Raw genomic sequence first — 16,897 nt, 5'->3', positions numbered from 1 at the left:
TCCGGTGCTTTGATGGGGGTATGACCCTGTTCGTCGGCACTTCCGGTTGGCAGTACCGGGACTGGCGGGAGGCCCTCTACCCGCCCGGTCTGCCCGTCCGGCTGTGGCTGGAGCGGTATACGGACGCCTTCGCCACGGTCGAGATCAACAACGCGTTCTACCGGCTGCCGGCGCGGGAGACCTTCGAGTCCTGGCGCGAGCGGGTGCCGCCGGACTTCGTGGTCGCGGTCAAGGCGAGCCGCTATCTCACCCATGTCAGACGGCTGCGGGACCCGGCCGAGCCGGTCGACCGCCTGATGACCCACGCGGCCGGCCTGGGCGACCGCCTCGGCCCGGTCCTGCTGCAACTGCCGCCGACGCTGCGCGCCGACGCGGGCCTCCTCGACGCCTGCCTCGCCTGCTTCCCGCCCGGCACGCGGGTCGCGGTCGAACCGAGGCACGAGTCCTGGTGGACGCCCGGGGTGCGGGAGGTTCTCGTGTCCCGGGGCGCGGCCCTGTGCTGGGCGGACGTACGGGCCCGTCCGGCCACCCCGCTGTGGCGCACCGCGGACTGGGGCTACGTCCGCTTCCACGAGGGCCGGGCCGCCCCGTGGCCGCGCTACGGCCGCCGGTCCCTTGCGACATGGGTGCGGCGCATCCGGGACACCTGGCCCCGGCAGGACGTGTACGCGTACTTCAACAACGACCCGAACGCGGCGGCGGTCCACGACGCGCAGGCCTTCGCCGGACTGGCCCGGACCTCGGACCTGACGGTCACCCGGACGCGCGTCGAGGGGCACGGGGCTGAGCCGCCGCGCGGCTCCGCGGCGTGAGCGCGACGCACCCACGCCCGGACGCTCATTTCCCGTAAGCCGCCCGCAGGGCATCCCGCACGGCGCCGAGCGCGTCGGCCTCCGTCACCCCGAGCCGCCGGGCCCGCTCGGCGTAGCCCTGAGCCGCGGAGGCCACCTCCCGCTCCGCCGCGGAGCCCGCGGCGGCGACGAACGTTCCGTTGCGTCCGCGCGTCTCGATCACCCCGTCCCCCTCCAGCGCGCGGTACGCCTTGGCGACGGTGTTCGCGGCGAGCCCCAGGGACTCGGCCAGTCCGCGCACGGTCGGCAGCCGGTAGCCGACCGGCAGCGCCCCCGACCGCGCCTGTTCGGAGATGTGCGCGCGCACCTGCTCGTAGGGCGGGGCGCCGTCGTCGATGTGAATCTTCAAGGTCACTCGGCGATTGTCCCGTATCCCCGGGAAAACAAGAGGCATCCGACCGTCCGCCCGCCGTAGCGTGCGCTCTCATGACCGTTCTTGCGCGCGAGCCGCGCCCCGACGACCCTGATGACGCGGCGGCCGGGGTGGATGTCGTCCTGGTCAAGGCGGGCCGTACCAAGATCCGGTACCCCGGTGAGCTGCTGCACGACGACGGCACCCGCCTCGCCGTGCGCGCCGCGTGGGCCGGTGCCGGCGTCCGCGACTTCGGCTTCGTGCGCTTCGAGGCGGGGGACGTGTTCACCGAGTACTACTGGCGCGACCGCTGGTACTGCGTGAAGGAGGTCGAGACCGCGGCCGGTGTGCTGAAGGGCTGGTACTGCGACATCACCCGCCCCGCCGTCCTGACCGGCGCGGAACTGGTCGTCGAGGATCTCGACCTGGACCTGTGGCGCTCCGCGGACGGCGGGGACGTACGGCGGCTGGACGAGGACGAGTTCGCCGAGAGCGGCCTGTCGGAGCGGGACCCCGGCGCCGCTGCCGCCGCCGTGGCCGCACTGGACGAACTGGAGCGACTGGCCCGCACGGACGCCTTCACCGACCTGCTGACCTGACACCCCGAACCCGCCGCCCCGCCGCGCGGCCCGGCTCACTCGGGCAGTGCGACCACCGCGTACCGCTCGTCCGTCACCTCCCGGCCCCACAGCGCCGGGTCGTCCGACAGCCGCTCCACGCGCACCCGCGCGGCGATCGGGGCGAGGAGGGCGGTGAGGCGGGCGGCGGGTATGCCGGTCGGCGCGGCGGTCCCCCACCGGCCCTCGATCAGGACCAGTCGGCCGCGGGGGCGCAGCAACTCCCGCCAGTGCCGCAGGACCCGGTCGTGGTCGGGCAGCGTCCACAGCACGTGCCGGACCAGAACGACGTTGAAGCGCCGCTCCCCCACGGGCGGTGCCGCCGCGTCACCGATCAGGAACACCGTGTCACGGCCGGCGAGCTTCGCGCGGGCGGCCTCCACCATGGCCGGGGACCGGTCGACACCGGTGACGCGGTGTCCCTGCTCGGCCGCGAGGAGCGACAGACTGCCGGTGCCGCAGCCCAGGTCGAGCACGTCGCCGGGCCGCGCGGGCAGCCAGGCCCGCAGCCGGTCGGCCCAGGCCCGGCGCACCTCGGCGTCGCGCAGACCGTGGTCCGGCTCGTCGTCGAAGGCGGCGGCCGCCGCGTCCCAGTCGACACTCGACGTGGTCCTCCCATCACTGTCTTTGTCCATGCGCCCAGGGTGACAGGCACCACTGACAACGGAGTCGGGACAGGGGAACGTGACAACCGCCACTGACAGGGATGCTTCGATGAGCGAGTCTCGGGGAATGGGTCTACCTCCGTGAGAACGCGGAACCCGGTGGATCCGTAAGGAGGCAGCCATGCGCCGTCTGACCGTGCAGAAGCCCCTGAAGAAGACCGACGCCCGCCGAGTCCGCGAGGAGGTCGACGAGCGCCCCTCGGGCCGCCCGGAGGTCCGCAAGGACATCGCGCGCACGTGGTGGCCGGACAACTGACGGACCGGTCACGTCATGAGACCCGTCAGAGCAGCCCGCTTGCGGGCGGCACCACCACCCCGGTCCGCTCGTGAACGGTATCTACCTCAGCGCAGCCTGAGCACTCCCTTAACGCGGCCATAAGGATCGCCATCCTCCGTCTCCAGCAGGCGATTTCACGGTTTCTCGGGGCTACTTTGCTGATCACCCCCACGGGGTCCGGCCCAAGTCCCCGCGTTCCCAGTGACCGTCTCGAGGAGATCCCCCATGCCCGCACCGTCCGCGTCCCGCAGGGCCGTCGCCGTCGCCGTCGCCGGTCTCGCCCCGCTCGCCCTGACCACGCTGGCCGCCGCCCCCGCGTCGGCGCACGGTTCGATGGGCGACCCGGTCAGCCGGGTGTCGCAGTGCCACGCCGAGGGCCCCGAGAACCCGCGGTCCGACGCGTGCAGGGCGGCGGTCGCGGCCGGCGGCACGCAGGCGCTCTACGACTGGAACGGCATCCGCATCGGTGACGCCGCCGGGAAGCACCAGGAGCTGATCCCGGACGGCAAGCTGTGCAGCGCCAACGACCCGGCCTTCAAGGGCATGGACCTGGCCCGCGCCGACTGGCCCGCGACCGGCGTGAGCAGCGGCTCGTACACCTTCAAGTACCGTGTGACGGCCCCGCACAAGGGGACCTTCCAGGTGTACATCACCAAGCCGGGCTTCGACCCGGCGGGGCCGCTGGGCTGGGGCGACCTGGACCTGTCCGCCCCGGTGGCGACGGCCACCGACCCGGTCGCCTCGGACGGCTTCTACACCTTCTCGGGCACCCTCCCGGAGCGCTCCGGCAAGCACGTGCTGTACGCGGTGTGGCAGCGCTCGGACAGCCCGGAGGCGTTCTACTCCTGCTCCGACGTCTCCTTCGGGGGTGCTGCCGGCGGCGCCGCGGGCGGCGACAGGGCGGGCGGGGAGGCGGCCGGTGGCGCCGCGCCCGCGCCCACGGCCTCCACGCCGTCCGAGGAGCAGATCGCGGCCGCGGCCGGCAAGTCGACGATCGAGCACCACGGCCACGGCGACCAGGACGCCGCGACCACGACCGACCCGAAGGACCCGGCCGCCCAGGACGGGGCGACGGAGGAGACGCCGGCCGGGGCCCCGGCCGGCGACGCGACACCCGCCGCCGGAGAGCCCAACGAGGTCAGGGCGGCCGGCGCCGGCACCGAGAACCTCGCCGAGACCGGCGGGGACGGCAGCACGCCCTACCTCGCCGTCGGCGGCGCCGCGGCCCTGGCACTCGGCGCGGCCGCGCTGTTCGCGTCGGTGCGCCGGCGGGCGCTGACCGGTGGCCGGCACGTCCGCTGACCTCGGACCACGGGGGTGACGCGGGGGCCTGTCCGGCGGCTCAGGCCGGACAGGCCCCCGCCCGGTGCGCGGGTCAGCCGAGGACCGAGGCGCAGGTGGTGGGCTTGGCGTGCGCCGGGTCGAGCGCGTTCGCCACCTCGTGGAAGGCGATCCGGTCGAACAGCCCGATCGCCACATGCTCGGAGAGGTCGAGCGGGCACAGGTCCTGCAACAGGACGTTGCGCACGCCGGACCCGCTCAGGTACTGGCTGCGGTAGGGGGTGACCACCTCGTCGTACTTGGTGGCGAGGACGGTGTAGCGGACGCCGGGCACGGTGTCCCCGCCCGCGTTGAGCTTGGTGAGGACGGCGGAACCGGCCACCTGGTCCGCCAGCGCGGGGGTCGCCTCGGTCAGCAGGTTTCCCACTCCGGGGAAGTACGGCAGCAGTTTGGTGAGGCCGGAGAGCGTGGTGCCGTGGTTGCTGGGCGCGATGCCGACGAGGGCGTTCACCTTGCCCGCCCCGCCGAGGAACTTCAGGTAGTAGCGGGGCATCATGCCGCCCTGCGAGTGGCCGACGATGTCGGTCTCGGCTGCGCCGGTCGCGGTGAGCACCTTGTCGACGTGGGCGGAGAGCTGCTCCGCCGACTTCTCGACCGGGCCGAGGCCGTGGAAGAGCGGGACGCCGGGCAGTTGCCCGTAGTCGAGGGAGAAGACGCAGTAGCCGCGGGCCTTGAGGTAGGGCGCGAGGCCGAGCCAGTTGTCGACGGAGTTCCCGAAGGTGCCGTGGACCAGGACGACGGGGCGGGGATGGGCGGCCGAGGGCTTGCAGGTGTAGTCGTTCCAGCCGGAGCTGGGTCGCGCGTCGGCGGCATGGACGGTGGTGGCGGGGACCAGAGCGACGGCGGCGGCCAGCAGCAGCGCGGTCAGCGGTCTGAGCACTCGTCTCCAGGGCAGCATCGAGTGATCTCCTTGCGGCTCAAGGGAGTTACGACGACAGGACGCCCTGTGATCCGGATCACGGGATGCTGTTCACCCATTAAGTTACGGGCGAGTAGTCCAATCGTGAAGTTACGCGTCGGTAAAAACTCCCGGCGACAACCGACGCCGGTCGCACCGCAGGTGATAAAGGGTCACCAGGCGGACCGCACGGGCCCGTTGGGCGCGACCCGCGACAGGCACTCCCGCCGAGCACGTCGCCGCGGGCCGGCCGACCCGCGGGAGTCTCATGCGGCCAGGGACCCCGGCATCACCGCCCGCGGTCCGAACTTCGCCCGCGCGCGGTCCGCGACCTCCTCGATGCGGCGGACCTTCTCGTCCACGGGGTCGAAGGTGAGCTGATGGGAGGCCTGTTCGGCGGGGGTGAGGCCCTCGGCGCGCAGGGCGAGCGCGCGGACCCGGGCACGCTGGAGGCCGAGCGCCTCGTACATGTCGTATACGGCCCGCGTCAGCGCCGCCGAGTGCGCGGTCGGCTCCTTGAGGGTGCGGCTGCGCACGGTGGCCGACCGGTCGGCGTAGCGGACGGTGAGGGTGAGGGTGCGGCACACCTTGTCCACGGCGCGCAGCCGGGCGCCCAGTTCCCCGGCGGCCGAGAGCAGGGCGCGGCGGTGCCGGCCGGGGTCCAGCTCGTCGCGGGTGAAGGGGCGTTCGGTGGCCAGGGACCGGGAGACGCCGTTGGGGACGACCCGGCCGCGGTCGACGCCGTTCGCCTTCTCGTGCAGTTCGCGGCCGGCCCGCGCGCCGACCAGGCGCTGGAGCGTGGACAGGGGCGCGGCGGCGACCCGGCCGAGGGTGTCGAGGCCGTACTCGCACAGGAGGCGGGCGGTCGCGGTGCCGACGCCGGGCAGCGCGGCGACGGGCTTCCCGGCGAGGAACTCCCGCACCCCGCCCTCGGGTACCGCGCAGGGCAGCCCCGGCCGGGCGTCCCGCAGCGCCATGCGGGCCGGCATCGGGCCGGGACCGGCGCCGATCACGCAGTCGACGCCGTACAGCGCGAGGGCGCGGACGCGGATCACCGAGGCCAGTTCCACGGCGTCGCGCCCGAAGTACCGCTCGGCGCCGCGCAGATCGGCCAGCGCGCCGTCCGGCGGCAACGCCTCGACGACCGGTGTGAACTCCTCCAGCAGGCCGAGCAGCCGAGGCAGGGCCGCCTCGCACGTCGGCGGCGGCTGAAAACGTACGCAGAGAATCGTCATCCCGCACTCCCCGGACTCTGGTGCCACAACTTCCTTCCCACCGCGGGCCCTTCGCCCGCGGGGCGCAGATCGGCCCAGGGGTGCATCTCGTACCCCGTGGACATGCGGATCGTCCGCTGCTCCATCGGGTCCCGGGCCGCGGAGCCGGCCGGCGCGGGCCGCCCGTCCGAACCGGCGAGGCGGCGGCGCGCCGGGCCGCCCCCGGGATCGTCACCCCGGCTTCCGCCCGCCCCGGCCAGCCGGGTCGCGACGCCCTCCAGCCCTTCCTCCCGGCGTACTTCCAACAGGTCGGCGAGGTTCCAGGCGGCGGAGCCCACCACGCTGAGGCTGCGCGGGCCGCGCCGTTGCACCACTCCGCGCACCAGCAGCAGCCAGGAGTGGAAGACGGTGTGGGCGCAGGCGTCGTGGGAGTCGTCGAAGAAGGCGAGGTCGACCAGGCCCGAGCCGTCGTCCAGGGTGGAGAAGATGACCCGGCGGCCGGAGCGGATCGGCGGTGTCTGGGTGGCCGCCTTGGCGCCCGCGACCAGCACCGTCTCCCCGTGCCCGGCCTCGCGCAGCCGCCTGGCCGAGACCACGCCCAGCTCGTTCAGGAAGGCGCGGTGGTCGTCCATCAGGTTGCGCGAGGCGTCCATGGACAGCACGCCCAGTTCGGCGCTGAGCCGCTCCGCCGAGGTGAGGTCGGGCAGTCCGGCCGGGGCGGTCTTCCGCCCGCCGGACAGGGGGAGTTGGCCACCGCGTCCGCCGCGGGCGCCGCGGTGCAGCTCGGTCAGGTGCAGTTGCAGGTCGCGGCGGTTGGCGCCGAACGCGTCCAGCGCGCCGACCTGGGCGAGCCGCCCGGCCAGCGGCCTGCTGGGGCGGGCCCGTTCCCAGAAGTCGAGCAGGGAGGCGTAGGGCTGTCCCCCGGCGATCCGTTCCGCCTCGGCCTCGCTGATGCCGTGCACGTCCGAGAGGGCGAGGCGCAGGCCCCACGCGGCGGGCTTCCGGGACCGCGACCCCCTTGATTCAGACACCAGTTCGATCCTGTGTGCGACCCCCGACCTGTTCACGTCCAGCGGCAGGATCGGCACCCCGCGCCGCCGCGCGTCCGCCAGCAGCAGCCGCTTGGGGTACATGCCGGGGTCGTGGGTGAGCAGGCCGGCGTAGAAGGCGGCCGGGTGGTGCGCCTTCAGCCACGCCGACTGGTACGTCGGCACCGCGAAGGCGACCGCGTGCGCCTTGCAGAAGCCGTAGCTGCCGAAGGCCTCGACGATCCCCCAGGTGCGCTGAATCGTTTCTGCGTCGTATCCGTTCGCCGCCGCGTGCTGGGCGAACCACACCTTGATCCGCCCCTGCGACTCCGGGTCGGACAGCCCGCGCCGCACCCGGTCCGCCTCGCCGCGTCCGCAGCCGGTCATGATGTCCACGATGTCGATGATCTGCTCGTGGAAGACGACGACCCCGTAGGTGTCCTCCAGCGGCCCGGCCAGATCCTCGTGCGGGTGGCGCACCGGCGCCCGCCCGTGCCGGGCCTCGATGAACGGCCGCACCATGTCGGCGGCGACCGGACCGGGCCGGAAGAGCGAGATGTCGACGACGAGGTCGTGGAAGGTGGCCGGCTGGAGCCGGCCGACCAGGTCGCGCTGGCCCGGCGACTCGATCTGGAAGCAGCCCAGCGTCTCGGCGGAGCGGATCATCCGGTACGTCGCCGGGTCGTCCTGCGGTACGGAGTCCAGGTCGACCTCGGTGCCCGTCGCCCGCTTCACCTCGGCGACCGCGTGCGCCATCGCCGACTGCATCCGCACGCCGAGCACGTCCAGCTTGAGCAGCCCGAGGTCCTCGACGTCGTCCTTGTCGAACTGCGCCATCGGGAAGCCCTCCCCGCTGGTCGGCACGACCGGCGTACGGGAGAGCAGGGAGGCGTCCGACAGCAGCACTCCGCACGGGTGCATGGCGACGCCGCGCGGGAGGGCGTCAAGGGCCTCGACCAGCTCCCAGAGCTTCCCGTACCTCCCCCCTCCGTCCCGCCGGGACTCCTCCGCCAGCTCCCGCAGTTCGGGCAGTTCCGCCAGCGCCGCGCGGGCGTCGCGGGCGCGGATGTGCGGGAAGGACTTGGCGACGCGGTCGATCTCGGCCGGGTCCATGGACAGGGCGGCGCCGACATCGCGGACGGCGTGACGCACCCGGTACGTCTCCGGCATGGCGACCGTGGCGACCCGCTCGGTGCCGAAGCGCCCGATGATCGCGCGGTAGACCTCCAGGCGGCGCGCGGACTCCACGTCGATGTCGATGTCGGGCAGCACGACCCGTTCCTTGGACAGGAAGCGCTCCATCAGCAGCCCGTGCGCGACCGGGTCGGCGTGCGCGATGCCGAGGAGGTGGTTGACGAGCGAGCCCGCGCCGGAGCCGCGCGCGGCGACCCGGATGCCCATGTCGCGTACGTCGTCCACGACCTGGGCGACGGTGAGGAAGTACGAGGCGAAACCGTGGTGGGCGATGATGTCCAGCTCGTGGTGCATCCGCTCCCAGTAGTCCCGCGCGCCGGGCGCCCGGTCGTAGCCGCGCAGCACCATCCCCGCCGCCGCCCGGGAGGCGAGCGCGCGCTGGGCCGTGCGGCGGCCGGCGCCGACGAGGTGCGGCTCGGGGAAGTGGACGGCGCCCATGCCGAGGTCGTCCTCGGGGTCGACCAGGCACGCGGCGGCCGTCGACTGCGTCTGCTCCAGCAGGCTGAGGGCGGTCTCGCGCCGGAAGCCCGCGGCCTCGACGATCCGCTCGGCGGCGTGCCGCATGGCGCCCGCGCCCTTGAGCCAGGCCTCGCCGGAGTCCGGTTCCCCCATGGCGCCGATCGGGACCAGCCGGCGGGCGGCGTCCAGGACATCGGCGACCTGGCCCTGGCCGGGGTCGGCGTAGCGTACGGCGTTGCCGAGCACCGGCCGGACGCCCTGCTCGGCGGCGAAGCCGACGGTACGGGCGGCCAGGCGCAGGGAGCCGGGGCCGGTCCCCTCGCGGCCGTGCCAGACGGCCTCCAGGCGCAGGGCGTCGCCGTAGACCTCCCGCCAGGGGGCGAGGAGCCGCACCGCGCGGTCGGGTCGCCCGGCGGCGAGGGCGCGGCCGACGTCGGAATCGGGGCCGAGCAGGACGGTCAGGCCGTCGGCGTGGTTGGCGGCCCAGGGCAGCAGCGGGGTGTCGGGGGCGGTGTGGGCGGCGGTCACCAGCCGGCACAGGTCGGCCCAGCCGCGTGCGCCGTCCCGGGCGAGGAAGGTCACCCGCGGTGCCGACTCGTCGATGAAGGCACCTCCGCGCACGGGGGCGCGGCGCCGGCCCCGGCGTACGGAGGTCCGGGTGCGCTCCGCCTCGGGCCCGGGGGCGGCCACCGCCAGCTCGGCGCCGAACAGCGGACGGACGCCCGCCCTCGCGCAGGCCTTGGCGAAGCGGACCGCGCCCGCGAGGGTGTCGCGGTCGGTGAGGGCGAGGGCGTCCATGCCCCGCTCACCGGCGCGTTCGGCCAGCCGCTCCGGGTGGGAGGCGCCGTATCGGGCGGAGAACCCGGAGGCGGTGTGCAGATGCGTGAAACCCGGCACACGCACCTCCCGATCTCCGAACCCGACGCCTTATCGAACACCTGTTCCCAGCTACCCCACCCCCACCATAGACCAATTCTCGAATGCGTGTGCGACATCCGTTCGGCCCCTCCCCACCTGCGCAAACACCCGGAGACCCGGACCGTGAGGACATGTCACACACCTCGGGCCCCGGCACGCGAAACGGCTCCTTCCTCGGCGACCTGAAGGACGCCGTCACCCCACGGGCCACCCTGCTCGTGCTCGGCGCGGTCGCGCTCCAGTTGCTGTTCATCGCCTCCTACGTGGGGGCGCTGCACCATCCGAGTCCGAAGGACGTGTCCTTCGGCGTGGTCGCGCCCCGGGCAGCCGCCGAGCAGACGGTTGACCGGCTGAAGCGGCTGCCCGACTCGCCGCTGGATCCGCGCACGGTGGCCGACGAGGCGAGCGCCCGGAAGCAGGTCATGGACCGCGAGATCGACGGCGCCCTGATCGTGGACCCCGACGGCGACACGGACACCCTGCTGGTCGCCTCCGGCGGCGGCACCGTCCTCGCCACCACCCTGGAGGGCCTGGTCGCCAAGGTGGAGCAGTCCGAGGGCCGCATGATGCGCGTCGTCGACGTGGCCCCGGCCTCGGCCAAGGACTTCGACGGGCTTTCGTCCTTCTACCTGGTCGTGGGCTGGTGTGTCGGCGGCTATCTGTGCGCCTCGATCCTGGCGATCAGCGCGGGCGCCCGGCCCTCCAAACCGAGCCGTGCGGCGATCCGGCTGATCGTGATGGCGCTGGTCTCGATCATCGGCGGGCTCGGCGGCGCGGTGATCGTCGGGCCGATCCTGGGCGCCCTGCCCGGCAGTGTGGTGGCGCTGTGGGGGCTCGGCGCGCTGATCACCTTCGCGGTGGGCGCGGCCACGCTCGCCCTCCAGGGCGTCTTCGGGATCGTCGGCATCGGGCTGGCGATCCTGCTCGTGGTGGTCGCGGGCAACCCGAGCGCGGGCGGCGCCTTCCCGCTGCCGCTGCTGCCGCCGTTCTGGAAGGAGATCGGCCCGGCGCTGCCACCGGGCGCGGGAACGTGGGCGGCGCGCTCGGTCGCGTACTTCAGGGGCCACGGCGTGACCGACTCGCTGCTGGTGCTGTCGGCGTGGGCGCTCGCCGGGATCGTGGTCGCCATGCTGTCGGCGGAACTGCACCGCAGACGCGCCGACCGGACCCCACCCACCCAGCCGGACTGACCCACCGCGCACGGCCGGCACGAGCCGGCACCACCCGCCCCGGGCGAACCGACCCGTCGTACGCACGCGACACGAGGCGGAGCCGCCGACCCGGGCGGGCCGACCCACCGCACACGGGCACCACGAGGCGGAGCCGCCCGACCCAAGCGGGCCGACCCACCGCCCGCAGGCAACACGAAGACCCGCCCACCCGGGCGAACCAACCCGCCGCACACGCGCGGCACGAGGCGGAGCCGCCCACCCCGGGCGGGCCGACCCACCGCACACAGGCGGCAGCCCACCGCGGGTACGCCGAAGTCCCGCCCCTCGCGCGCGGGACGGGACTTCTGCGTGCGTGCTGTGTGTTCGGTCAGCCGATCTGCGTACCGGTGGCCGACAGGGCCTCCGTCACCGGCTGGAAGAAGGTCTCACCGCCGGAGGTGCAGTTGCCGCTGCCGCCGGAGGTGAGGCCGATGGCCTTGTCGCCCGAGAAGAGCGAGCCGCCGCTGTCGCCGGGCTCGGCGCAGAACGTCGGTCTGGATCAGGCCGTTGACGATCTCGCCGCTGCCGTAGTTCACGGTGGCGTCCAGACCGGTCACCGTCCCGTCGTGCACCTGGGTCGTGGAACCGCTGCGGGTCACCTCCATGCCGACGGTGGCCTCGGCGGCGCCCGAGATGGACTGGGCGGAGCCGTTGTAGAGGTTCACCTCGCTCGGGTGGTCCACGTCGGCGGTGTACTTGACCAGGCCGTAGTCGTTGCCCGGGAAGCTGGACGACTCGTTCTCGCCGATGACGTTCCCGGAGGAGTCCGACCAGGTCGAGATGGCCTCGGTGCAGTGACCGGCGGTGATGAAGTACGGCTCGCCGCCCTTGGTCACGTTGAAGCCGAGCGAGCAGCGCCCGCCGCCGCCGGTGATGGCGTCACCGCCCGCGACGAAGGTCTTGTACTCCCCCTCGGTCCGCTTGAGTTCGGCCTTGGCGCCCAGCCCGTCGACCACCTTGGTCAGCTTGGCCCACTGGGCCCCGGAGACCGTGCGGTCGGCGGTGACGACGACCTTGTTGGTGGTCGGGTCGGTCGCCCAGGAGGTGCCCGGGATGGTGGCGTCCTCGGTGAGGGTGGTGCGCGCGCTCTTCAGGTCGGCGAGGGAGTTCTCGACGATTCTGGCCTTCGCGCCGGCCTCCTCGACGGTCTGCGCGGCGGCCTCGTCGAGCACGTTGACCACGAGGCTCTTGGACTGCGCGTCGTAGTACGTGCCCGCCGCGTCGGCGCCGAGGTCGCCGAGCAGCGTGGAGGCGAGCTTCCCGGCCGCCGTGACCGACAGGGTCTGCGGCGCGCTCTTCGGGGCCTCGCTGGCGTTCGCACTCTGGAAGGTGACTCCCGTGGCGACCAGGGCGGTGATTCCCGTGGCGACCACGGCGACCCGTCGCCTGGATATGCGTCGGTGCTTCAACTCACGTCCTCCTGTGGGGGGTCGGCCCGGAGATTGTGGGGATCTCGCGGGCCGGAAGGCTGGTTGACGAGCACCAACTCTCCCGACTCCACCGGGGGCACACAAGGTCGACTTCAGGACGTGCGCACGACAACTCCAGCGCGATCACAGGTCCTTCACCATTCATGTCCCTTCCAGCAGGATTCGCACAGCCGACGCTCCAGCAAATCCTACGAGCGAGTAACCGAGAGTCGGCCGCACCGGTCCAGTCCTGTCCGAAAACCGTCTCTTGTGTACTGCCGCCAAGTGTGCGTCTACACGCGGTGGTCGCGTCCGGGAGCGCTTCCGGGACACCCGGGCGTGCCCGGCAGACGGACCTGTGCGACCCCCGGGCAAGGGGGAGCCCCCGCACACCGGTTGGTGTACGGGGGCTCGTCGCGCTGCCGACCGCGTCCGGTCGGGGGGACCAGGACGGTTTAGTAGACGCTGACGCCGTAGGCGCTCAGGGCCTCGGTGACCGGCTGGAAGAACGTCGTACCGCCGGAGGAGCAGTTGCCGCTGCCGCCGGAGGTCAGACCGTACGCGATGCCGTTGCTGCCGTAGAGCGGGCCGCCGGAGTCGCCGGGCTCGGCGCAGACCGTGGTCTGGATCAGCCCGGAGACGACGTTGCCGCCGCCGTAGTTGACGGTGGCGTTCAGGGCGGTGACCCGGCCGCTGTGGGTGCCGGTGGTGGAGCCGTCGCGGATGACGGTGGCGCCGACGCTCGGGGTGCCCGCGCCGGTGATGTCCACGCCGCCCGCGGTACCGGGCTTGCTGACGGAGGTGTTGGTGTACCGGACGATGCCGTAGTCGTTGCCCGGGAAGCTGGAGCCGGCGGTCGTGCCCAGGACCGTCGTGTGCCCGGAGTTGGACCACCAGGTGCCCGCGCCGTCGGTGCAGTGACCGGCGGTCAGGAAGTACTCGGCGCCGCTGCTGGAGCGGACGTTGAAGCCGAGGGAGCAGCGCCAGCTACTCGCGTAGATGGCGTCGCCGCCCTCGATGAGCTTGTTGAACGTGCCGGGAGTGCGCTTGATCGTGAGCGCGTCGGCCTTGTCGCCGGCCTGCTCCTTGATCTTCGCGATCTCGGCCTGGGAGACGGTGCTGTCGACGGTGAGAAGCACCCGCCCGGTCGTGCTGTCGACGGCCCAGGCGGTGCCCGGGACATCGGCCTTGAGTACCGCGTTGCCGGCGCTGTTCAGCTCGGCGGCACTGAAGGTGGCCGGGGTGGGGGCCGCGTTCGCGCTGGGGATCGCGATCGCGGCGGCGGCCACGAGGCCGGTGGATACGGCGATCAGCCGAGTCCGTCTCGTGATGCCGCTGCGGGGGGTGGTGCGCTTGATCCTCACTTTTCGTTCCTCCACGGGGGAAGTAGGGGGCCCCTCTGTTCTGTGGGGTTGGGGGCCCGTGAGGCGCAGCCAGGGACGGACCTCCGGGTTCCGGATACGTCGTGCCCCTGACAAGCGCTGAGGTTGGAGTATTCGGCCGAACGACCGGTCGGCGCAAGGGTGCCTTTCGGCCGTCGACCATGGAACCGCTTTCACCAATTCCGCCGGATCTCAACGCACTTCCCGCTCCCCCCGCCTCGATGCGCGGGACACGCGGTTCCGGGATGTTCCCGGGGGCGCCGGTGCGGACGGCCCACGGCGCGCCGCCCTCTTCGGCACTCGCCCGGTGCCGTGCCGCGTGAGGCGCCCCGGTGCCGAGCGGCGCTGATCGCGGGGCGTGGCCGCGATGCCGCGCAACGCCCGCCGGGTCCGCGGGCCGGGTCGAAGCCGCGCACGCCCGAGGGCCCGTCGAGGTGCCGCCCGTCCGCTCCCGGCGGCCGTCGGCGGCACGGAACCGCCGGCTCCCGGGGATGTCCGGAAGTTGCCCCTCCGGATAGTCCCTCAGCCGGTACGTGCCGGTCGGCGCGAGCGGCCCGCGGGGCGCCGGCGAGGTCGCGACGCGGTGCTCGTGCCACCGCTTCCACTCGTCGGACGCGTCCGGCGTGGGCTCAGCCCCTCCACCCCGGTTCGGCCAGACCGAGGTGGGAACGCAGGGTGGTGCCCTCGTACGCGGTACGGAACGCGCCACGCTCCTGGAGCAGCGGGACCACCCGGTCCACGAACTCGTCCAGCCCGCCCGGGGTCAGATGCTGCGGTACGAGGACGAAGCCGTCGGCGGCGTCCCGGGCCACGAACTCCTCCAGTTCGGCGGCGACCTCCTCGGGGGTGCCGACGAAGGACTGCCGGCCGCCCGCCTCGATCACGGTCTGCCGGATGGACAGTCCCCTCTCCTGCGCCAGCGCCCGCCACTTCTCGGCGGTCGCGACGCCGTCGCCGTACCGGGTCCGGCCCTCGCCGGGTCCGGGGCCGGGCACCGGGTCGATCTCGGGCAGCGGCCCGTCGGGGTCGTACGCGGACAGGTCGACGCCCCAGACCCGCTCCAGCGTCAGCAGGGCGGTCTGCGGGGAGACCTGCTGCCACCGGATCTCCTCGGCCCGCTCCCGCGCCTCGGCGGCGGTGTCCCCGAGGACGACGGTGACACCGGGCATGATCTTGAGGTCGTCCGGGCCCCGGCCGTACTTCGCCAGGCGCCGCTTGACGTTGGCGTAGAAGGCGCGGCCCGCCTCCGGGGTGACGTGCCACGTGCCGTGCCCTCCCGGGGGACGGCCCACGGAGGCCCGGCCGGGGACGACCACGTCGGCGCAGGAGGCGGCGAACTCCCGGCCCTCGTCGGAGTCGCCCTCCTGGATCACCACCGGGTGCCCCTGCGGGGAGCGGGGCAGGGTGAACTCGCCCGCGATGTCGAAGTACCGCCCGTGGTGGGCGAAGGGGCGGGGGGTGCCGTCGGGGGTCCAGGAGTCCCACAGCTCGCGTGCGGTGGCGACGAACTCGGCGGCGCGGGGGTACCTCTCGGCCCGGTCCAGGAAGCCCCCGCGCCGGAAGTTCTCGCCGGTGAGGGCGTCGGCGCGGGTCGCCACGTTCCAGGCCGCCCGGCCCCCGCTGAGGTGGTCCAGGGTGGCGAGCCGGCGGGCGGCTTCGAAGGGCTCGTTGAAGGCGGCGTTGACCGTGGCGGCCAGTCCGAGGCGCCCGGTGACGGCGGCGAGCGCGTTCAGCACGGTCAGGGACTCGGGCCGGCCGACCACGTCCAGGTCGTGGACGCGGCCCTTGTGCTCGCGCGGCCGCGGCCCCTCGGCGAGGAAGAAGAAGTCGAACAGGCCGCGCTCGGCGGTGCGCGCGAGGTGCTCGAAGGAGGCGAACTCGATCTGGGAGCGCGACCGCGGGTCGGACCGCACCGTGGTGTTGTCGACGCCGGGGAAGCGCGCGGCGAGGTGCATGCCCTTCGGACGGGTCATGACGCTCCCCCCGCCGTGGCCGCGCCGGCGTACCGGTTGGCGGGCCGGGACAGGCCCAGGTGCTCCCGGAGCGTGCTGCCCGGGTAGAAGGTGCGGAACAGTCCGCGGTGCTGGAGCAGGGACACGGTGCCGTTGACGAGCCGTTCCAGGTCCCGGCGCGGCTCGGCCGGCGTGAGGTGGAAGCCGTCGACGACGCCGTCCCGGTGCCAGACGGCGATCAGCTCCGCCAGGTCGACGGGGCCGCCGCGGTAGAGCGGGCCGCGTGGGGTGGGCCGGGGGCCACCCCCGCCGTGGCCGGGCTCGGCCGCGTACTCGCCGTCCCCGAGGTCGATGTCCAGGGCCGCGAGGACGCGCAGGTCGTCCGGGTCGCGGCCGTGGGCGGCCGCGGCGGCCCGCAGTCCGGCCCGCGCGGCGGCGGCCTGCTCGGGGTGCGCGGTGCGCACGAGGACCACGTCGGCGTGGCGGGCCGCGACCGCGTGGGCGGGCCGGCCGGTGGCGTCGACGACCCGCACGGGGTGGCCCTGCGGGGGCCGCGGCACGGTCGAGGGGCCCCGGACCGAGAAGGCGGAGCCGGTGAAGTCGACGTGATGCAGCTTGTCCCGGTCGATGAAGCGGCCGGTGGACACGTCCCGGATCTCGGCGCCGTCCTCCCAGCTGTCCCACAGCCGCGCCGCCACGTCGGCGACCTCACCGGCCTCCTGCCAGAGCGCGTCGGCGGGGGCCGCGTGGCGGCGCCCGAAGAGGCGGGCCTCGCCCTCGGTGGTGGACACCCCGATCCGCCAGCCGGCCCGGCCGCGGCTGACCCAGTCGAGGGTCGCGACCGCGGCCTGGACATGGAAGGGCTCGGTGTGGGTGGTGGTGACGGTGGGGACCAGGCCGACCCGGCGCGTGGCGGGGGCCACCCGGGACAGCACGGCGAGCGCGTCGGGGCCGGGGCGGGCGAATCCGTCGCCCAGGGTCACGAAGTCGAGCGCGCCGCGTTCGGCGAGCCGGGCGGCCGCCGTGTAGTCGTCGGCGTCGTACACCGACGGCCGGTCGAGGGCGGCGGCCAGGTGCAGCCGCCGCCGGCCGTGGGAGGGGGGCATGCGGGACATCCCTTTCTGCTGCG

13 protein-coding genes and 1 pseudogene are annotated in these 16,897 nt (G+C 73.8%); 5 read left to right on the top strand and 9 right to left on the bottom strand.

Annotation, left to right across the window (positions count from 1 at the left end):
• Positions 1 to 20 precede the first annotated feature (20 nt).
• Positions 21 to 812 carry a DUF72 domain-containing protein gene (locus AC4IHM_RS26400; protein ID WP_490869479.1) on the top strand — a complete coding sequence of 264 codons (792 nt, stop codon included), beginning with the start codon at positions 21 to 23 and terminating at the stop codon, positions 810 to 812.
• A gap of 25 nt (positions 813 to 837) precedes the next feature.
• On the opposite strand, the gene AC4IHM_RS26395 is transcribed toward AC4IHM_RS26400, so the two are convergent.
• Positions 838 to 1,206, bottom strand: a complete 369-nt coding sequence (locus tag AC4IHM_RS26395) for a GntR family transcriptional regulator (protein ID WP_490869478.1) — start codon at positions 1,204 to 1,206, stop codon at positions 838 to 840.
• A gap of 71 nt (positions 1,207 to 1,277) precedes the next feature.
• Between AC4IHM_RS26395 and AC4IHM_RS26390 the strand changes: the two genes are divergently transcribed.
• Positions 1,278 to 1,802 carry a ribonuclease FAU-1 family protein gene (locus tag AC4IHM_RS26390; RefSeq protein ID WP_490869477.1) on the top strand — a complete coding sequence of 175 codons (525 nt, stop codon included), beginning with the start codon at positions 1,278 to 1,280 and terminating at the stop codon, positions 1,800 to 1,802.
• Between the two features lie 35 nt (positions 1,803 to 1,837).
• On the opposite strand, the gene AC4IHM_RS26385 is transcribed toward AC4IHM_RS26390, so the two are convergent.
• Positions 1,838 to 2,455 carry a class I SAM-dependent methyltransferase gene (locus tag AC4IHM_RS26385; RefSeq protein ID WP_490869476.1) on the bottom strand — a complete coding sequence of 206 codons (618 nt, stop codon included), beginning with the start codon at positions 2,453 to 2,455 and terminating at the stop codon, positions 1,838 to 1,840.
• Positions 2,456 to 2,606: 151 nt separating this feature from the next.
• Here AC4IHM_RS26385 and AC4IHM_RS26380 point away from each other — a divergent pair, with 151 nt between their 5' ends.
• Both AC4IHM_RS26380 and AC4IHM_RS26375 read left to right on the top strand, forming a co-directional pair.
• Positions 2,607 to 2,741, top strand: a complete 135-nt coding sequence (locus tag AC4IHM_RS26380; RefSeq protein WP_386513902.1) for a hypothetical protein — start codon at positions 2,607 to 2,609, stop codon at positions 2,739 to 2,741.
• Between the two features lie 246 nt (positions 2,742 to 2,987).
• Positions 2,988 to 4,064 (top strand): lytic polysaccharide monooxygenase auxiliary activity family 9 protein, encoded by a 1,077-nt coding sequence (locus tag AC4IHM_RS26375; protein WP_490869475.1) that lies wholly within the window; start codon positions 2,988 to 2,990, stop codon positions 4,062 to 4,064.
• Between the two features lie 73 nt (positions 4,065 to 4,137).
• Here AC4IHM_RS26375 and AC4IHM_RS26370 read toward each other — a convergent pair whose 3' ends face one another.
• The 3 genes from AC4IHM_RS26370 to AC4IHM_RS26360 form a co-directional block, all read right to left on the bottom strand.
• Positions 4,138 to 5,001 carry an esterase/lipase family protein gene (locus AC4IHM_RS26370; protein WP_490869474.1) on the bottom strand — a complete coding sequence of 288 codons (864 nt, stop codon included), beginning with the start codon at positions 4,999 to 5,001 and terminating at the stop codon, positions 4,138 to 4,140.
• Between the two features lie 266 nt (positions 5,002 to 5,267).
• Entirely contained in the window at positions 5,268 to 6,236 is a 969-nt protein-coding gene (locus AC4IHM_RS26365) for a DNA polymerase Y family protein (RefSeq protein ID WP_490869473.1), read from the bottom strand.
• Positions 6,233 to 9,793 carry a DNA polymerase III subunit alpha gene (locus AC4IHM_RS26360; protein WP_490869472.1) on the bottom strand — a complete coding sequence of 1,187 codons (3,561 nt, stop codon included), beginning with the start codon at positions 9,791 to 9,793 and terminating at the stop codon, positions 6,233 to 6,235. The genes AC4IHM_RS26365 and AC4IHM_RS26360 overlap by 4 nt, the downstream gene beginning before the upstream one ends.
• A gap of 152 nt (positions 9,794 to 9,945) precedes the next feature.
• Here AC4IHM_RS26360 and AC4IHM_RS26355 point away from each other — a divergent pair, with 152 nt between their 5' ends.
• Complete coding sequence (locus AC4IHM_RS26355) at positions 9,946 to 11,004, top strand: ABC-2 transporter permease (protein ID WP_490869471.1); 1,059 nt, start codon at positions 9,946 to 9,948, stop codon at positions 11,002 to 11,004.
• A 349-nt stretch (positions 11,005 to 11,353) separates the two neighbouring features.
• Here the strand turns inward: AC4IHM_RS26355 and AC4IHM_RS26350 are convergent.
• From AC4IHM_RS26350 to AC4IHM_RS26335, 4 genes and pseudogenes are all read right to left on the bottom strand, one after another.
• Positions 11,354 to 12,434 (bottom strand): annotated as a pseudogene (locus tag AC4IHM_RS26350) (S1 family peptidase).
• Positions 12,435 to 12,889: 455 nt separating this feature from the next.
• Positions 12,890 to 13,798, bottom strand: a complete 909-nt coding sequence (locus tag AC4IHM_RS26345) for a S1 family peptidase (RefSeq protein WP_490869470.1) — start codon at positions 13,796 to 13,798, stop codon at positions 12,890 to 12,892.
• 647 nt (positions 13,799 to 14,445) lie between these two features.
• Positions 14,446 to 15,789, bottom strand: a complete 1,344-nt coding sequence (locus AC4IHM_RS26340; RefSeq protein ID WP_490869469.1) for an NtaA/DmoA family FMN-dependent monooxygenase — start codon at positions 15,787 to 15,789, stop codon at positions 14,446 to 14,448.
• On the bottom strand, positions 15,786 to 16,874 hold the full coding sequence (locus AC4IHM_RS26335) for an LLM class flavin-dependent oxidoreductase (protein WP_490869468.1): 1,089 nt from the start codon (positions 16,872 to 16,874) through the stop codon (positions 15,786 to 15,788). Before AC4IHM_RS26335 ends, AC4IHM_RS26340 begins: the two co-directional genes overlap by 4 nt.
• Positions 16,875 to 16,897: the final 23 nt, after the last annotated feature.

The organism is Streptomyces sp. SL06, assembly GCF_058244745.1.
This window is presented reverse-complemented; position numbering and strand designations above follow the sequence as displayed.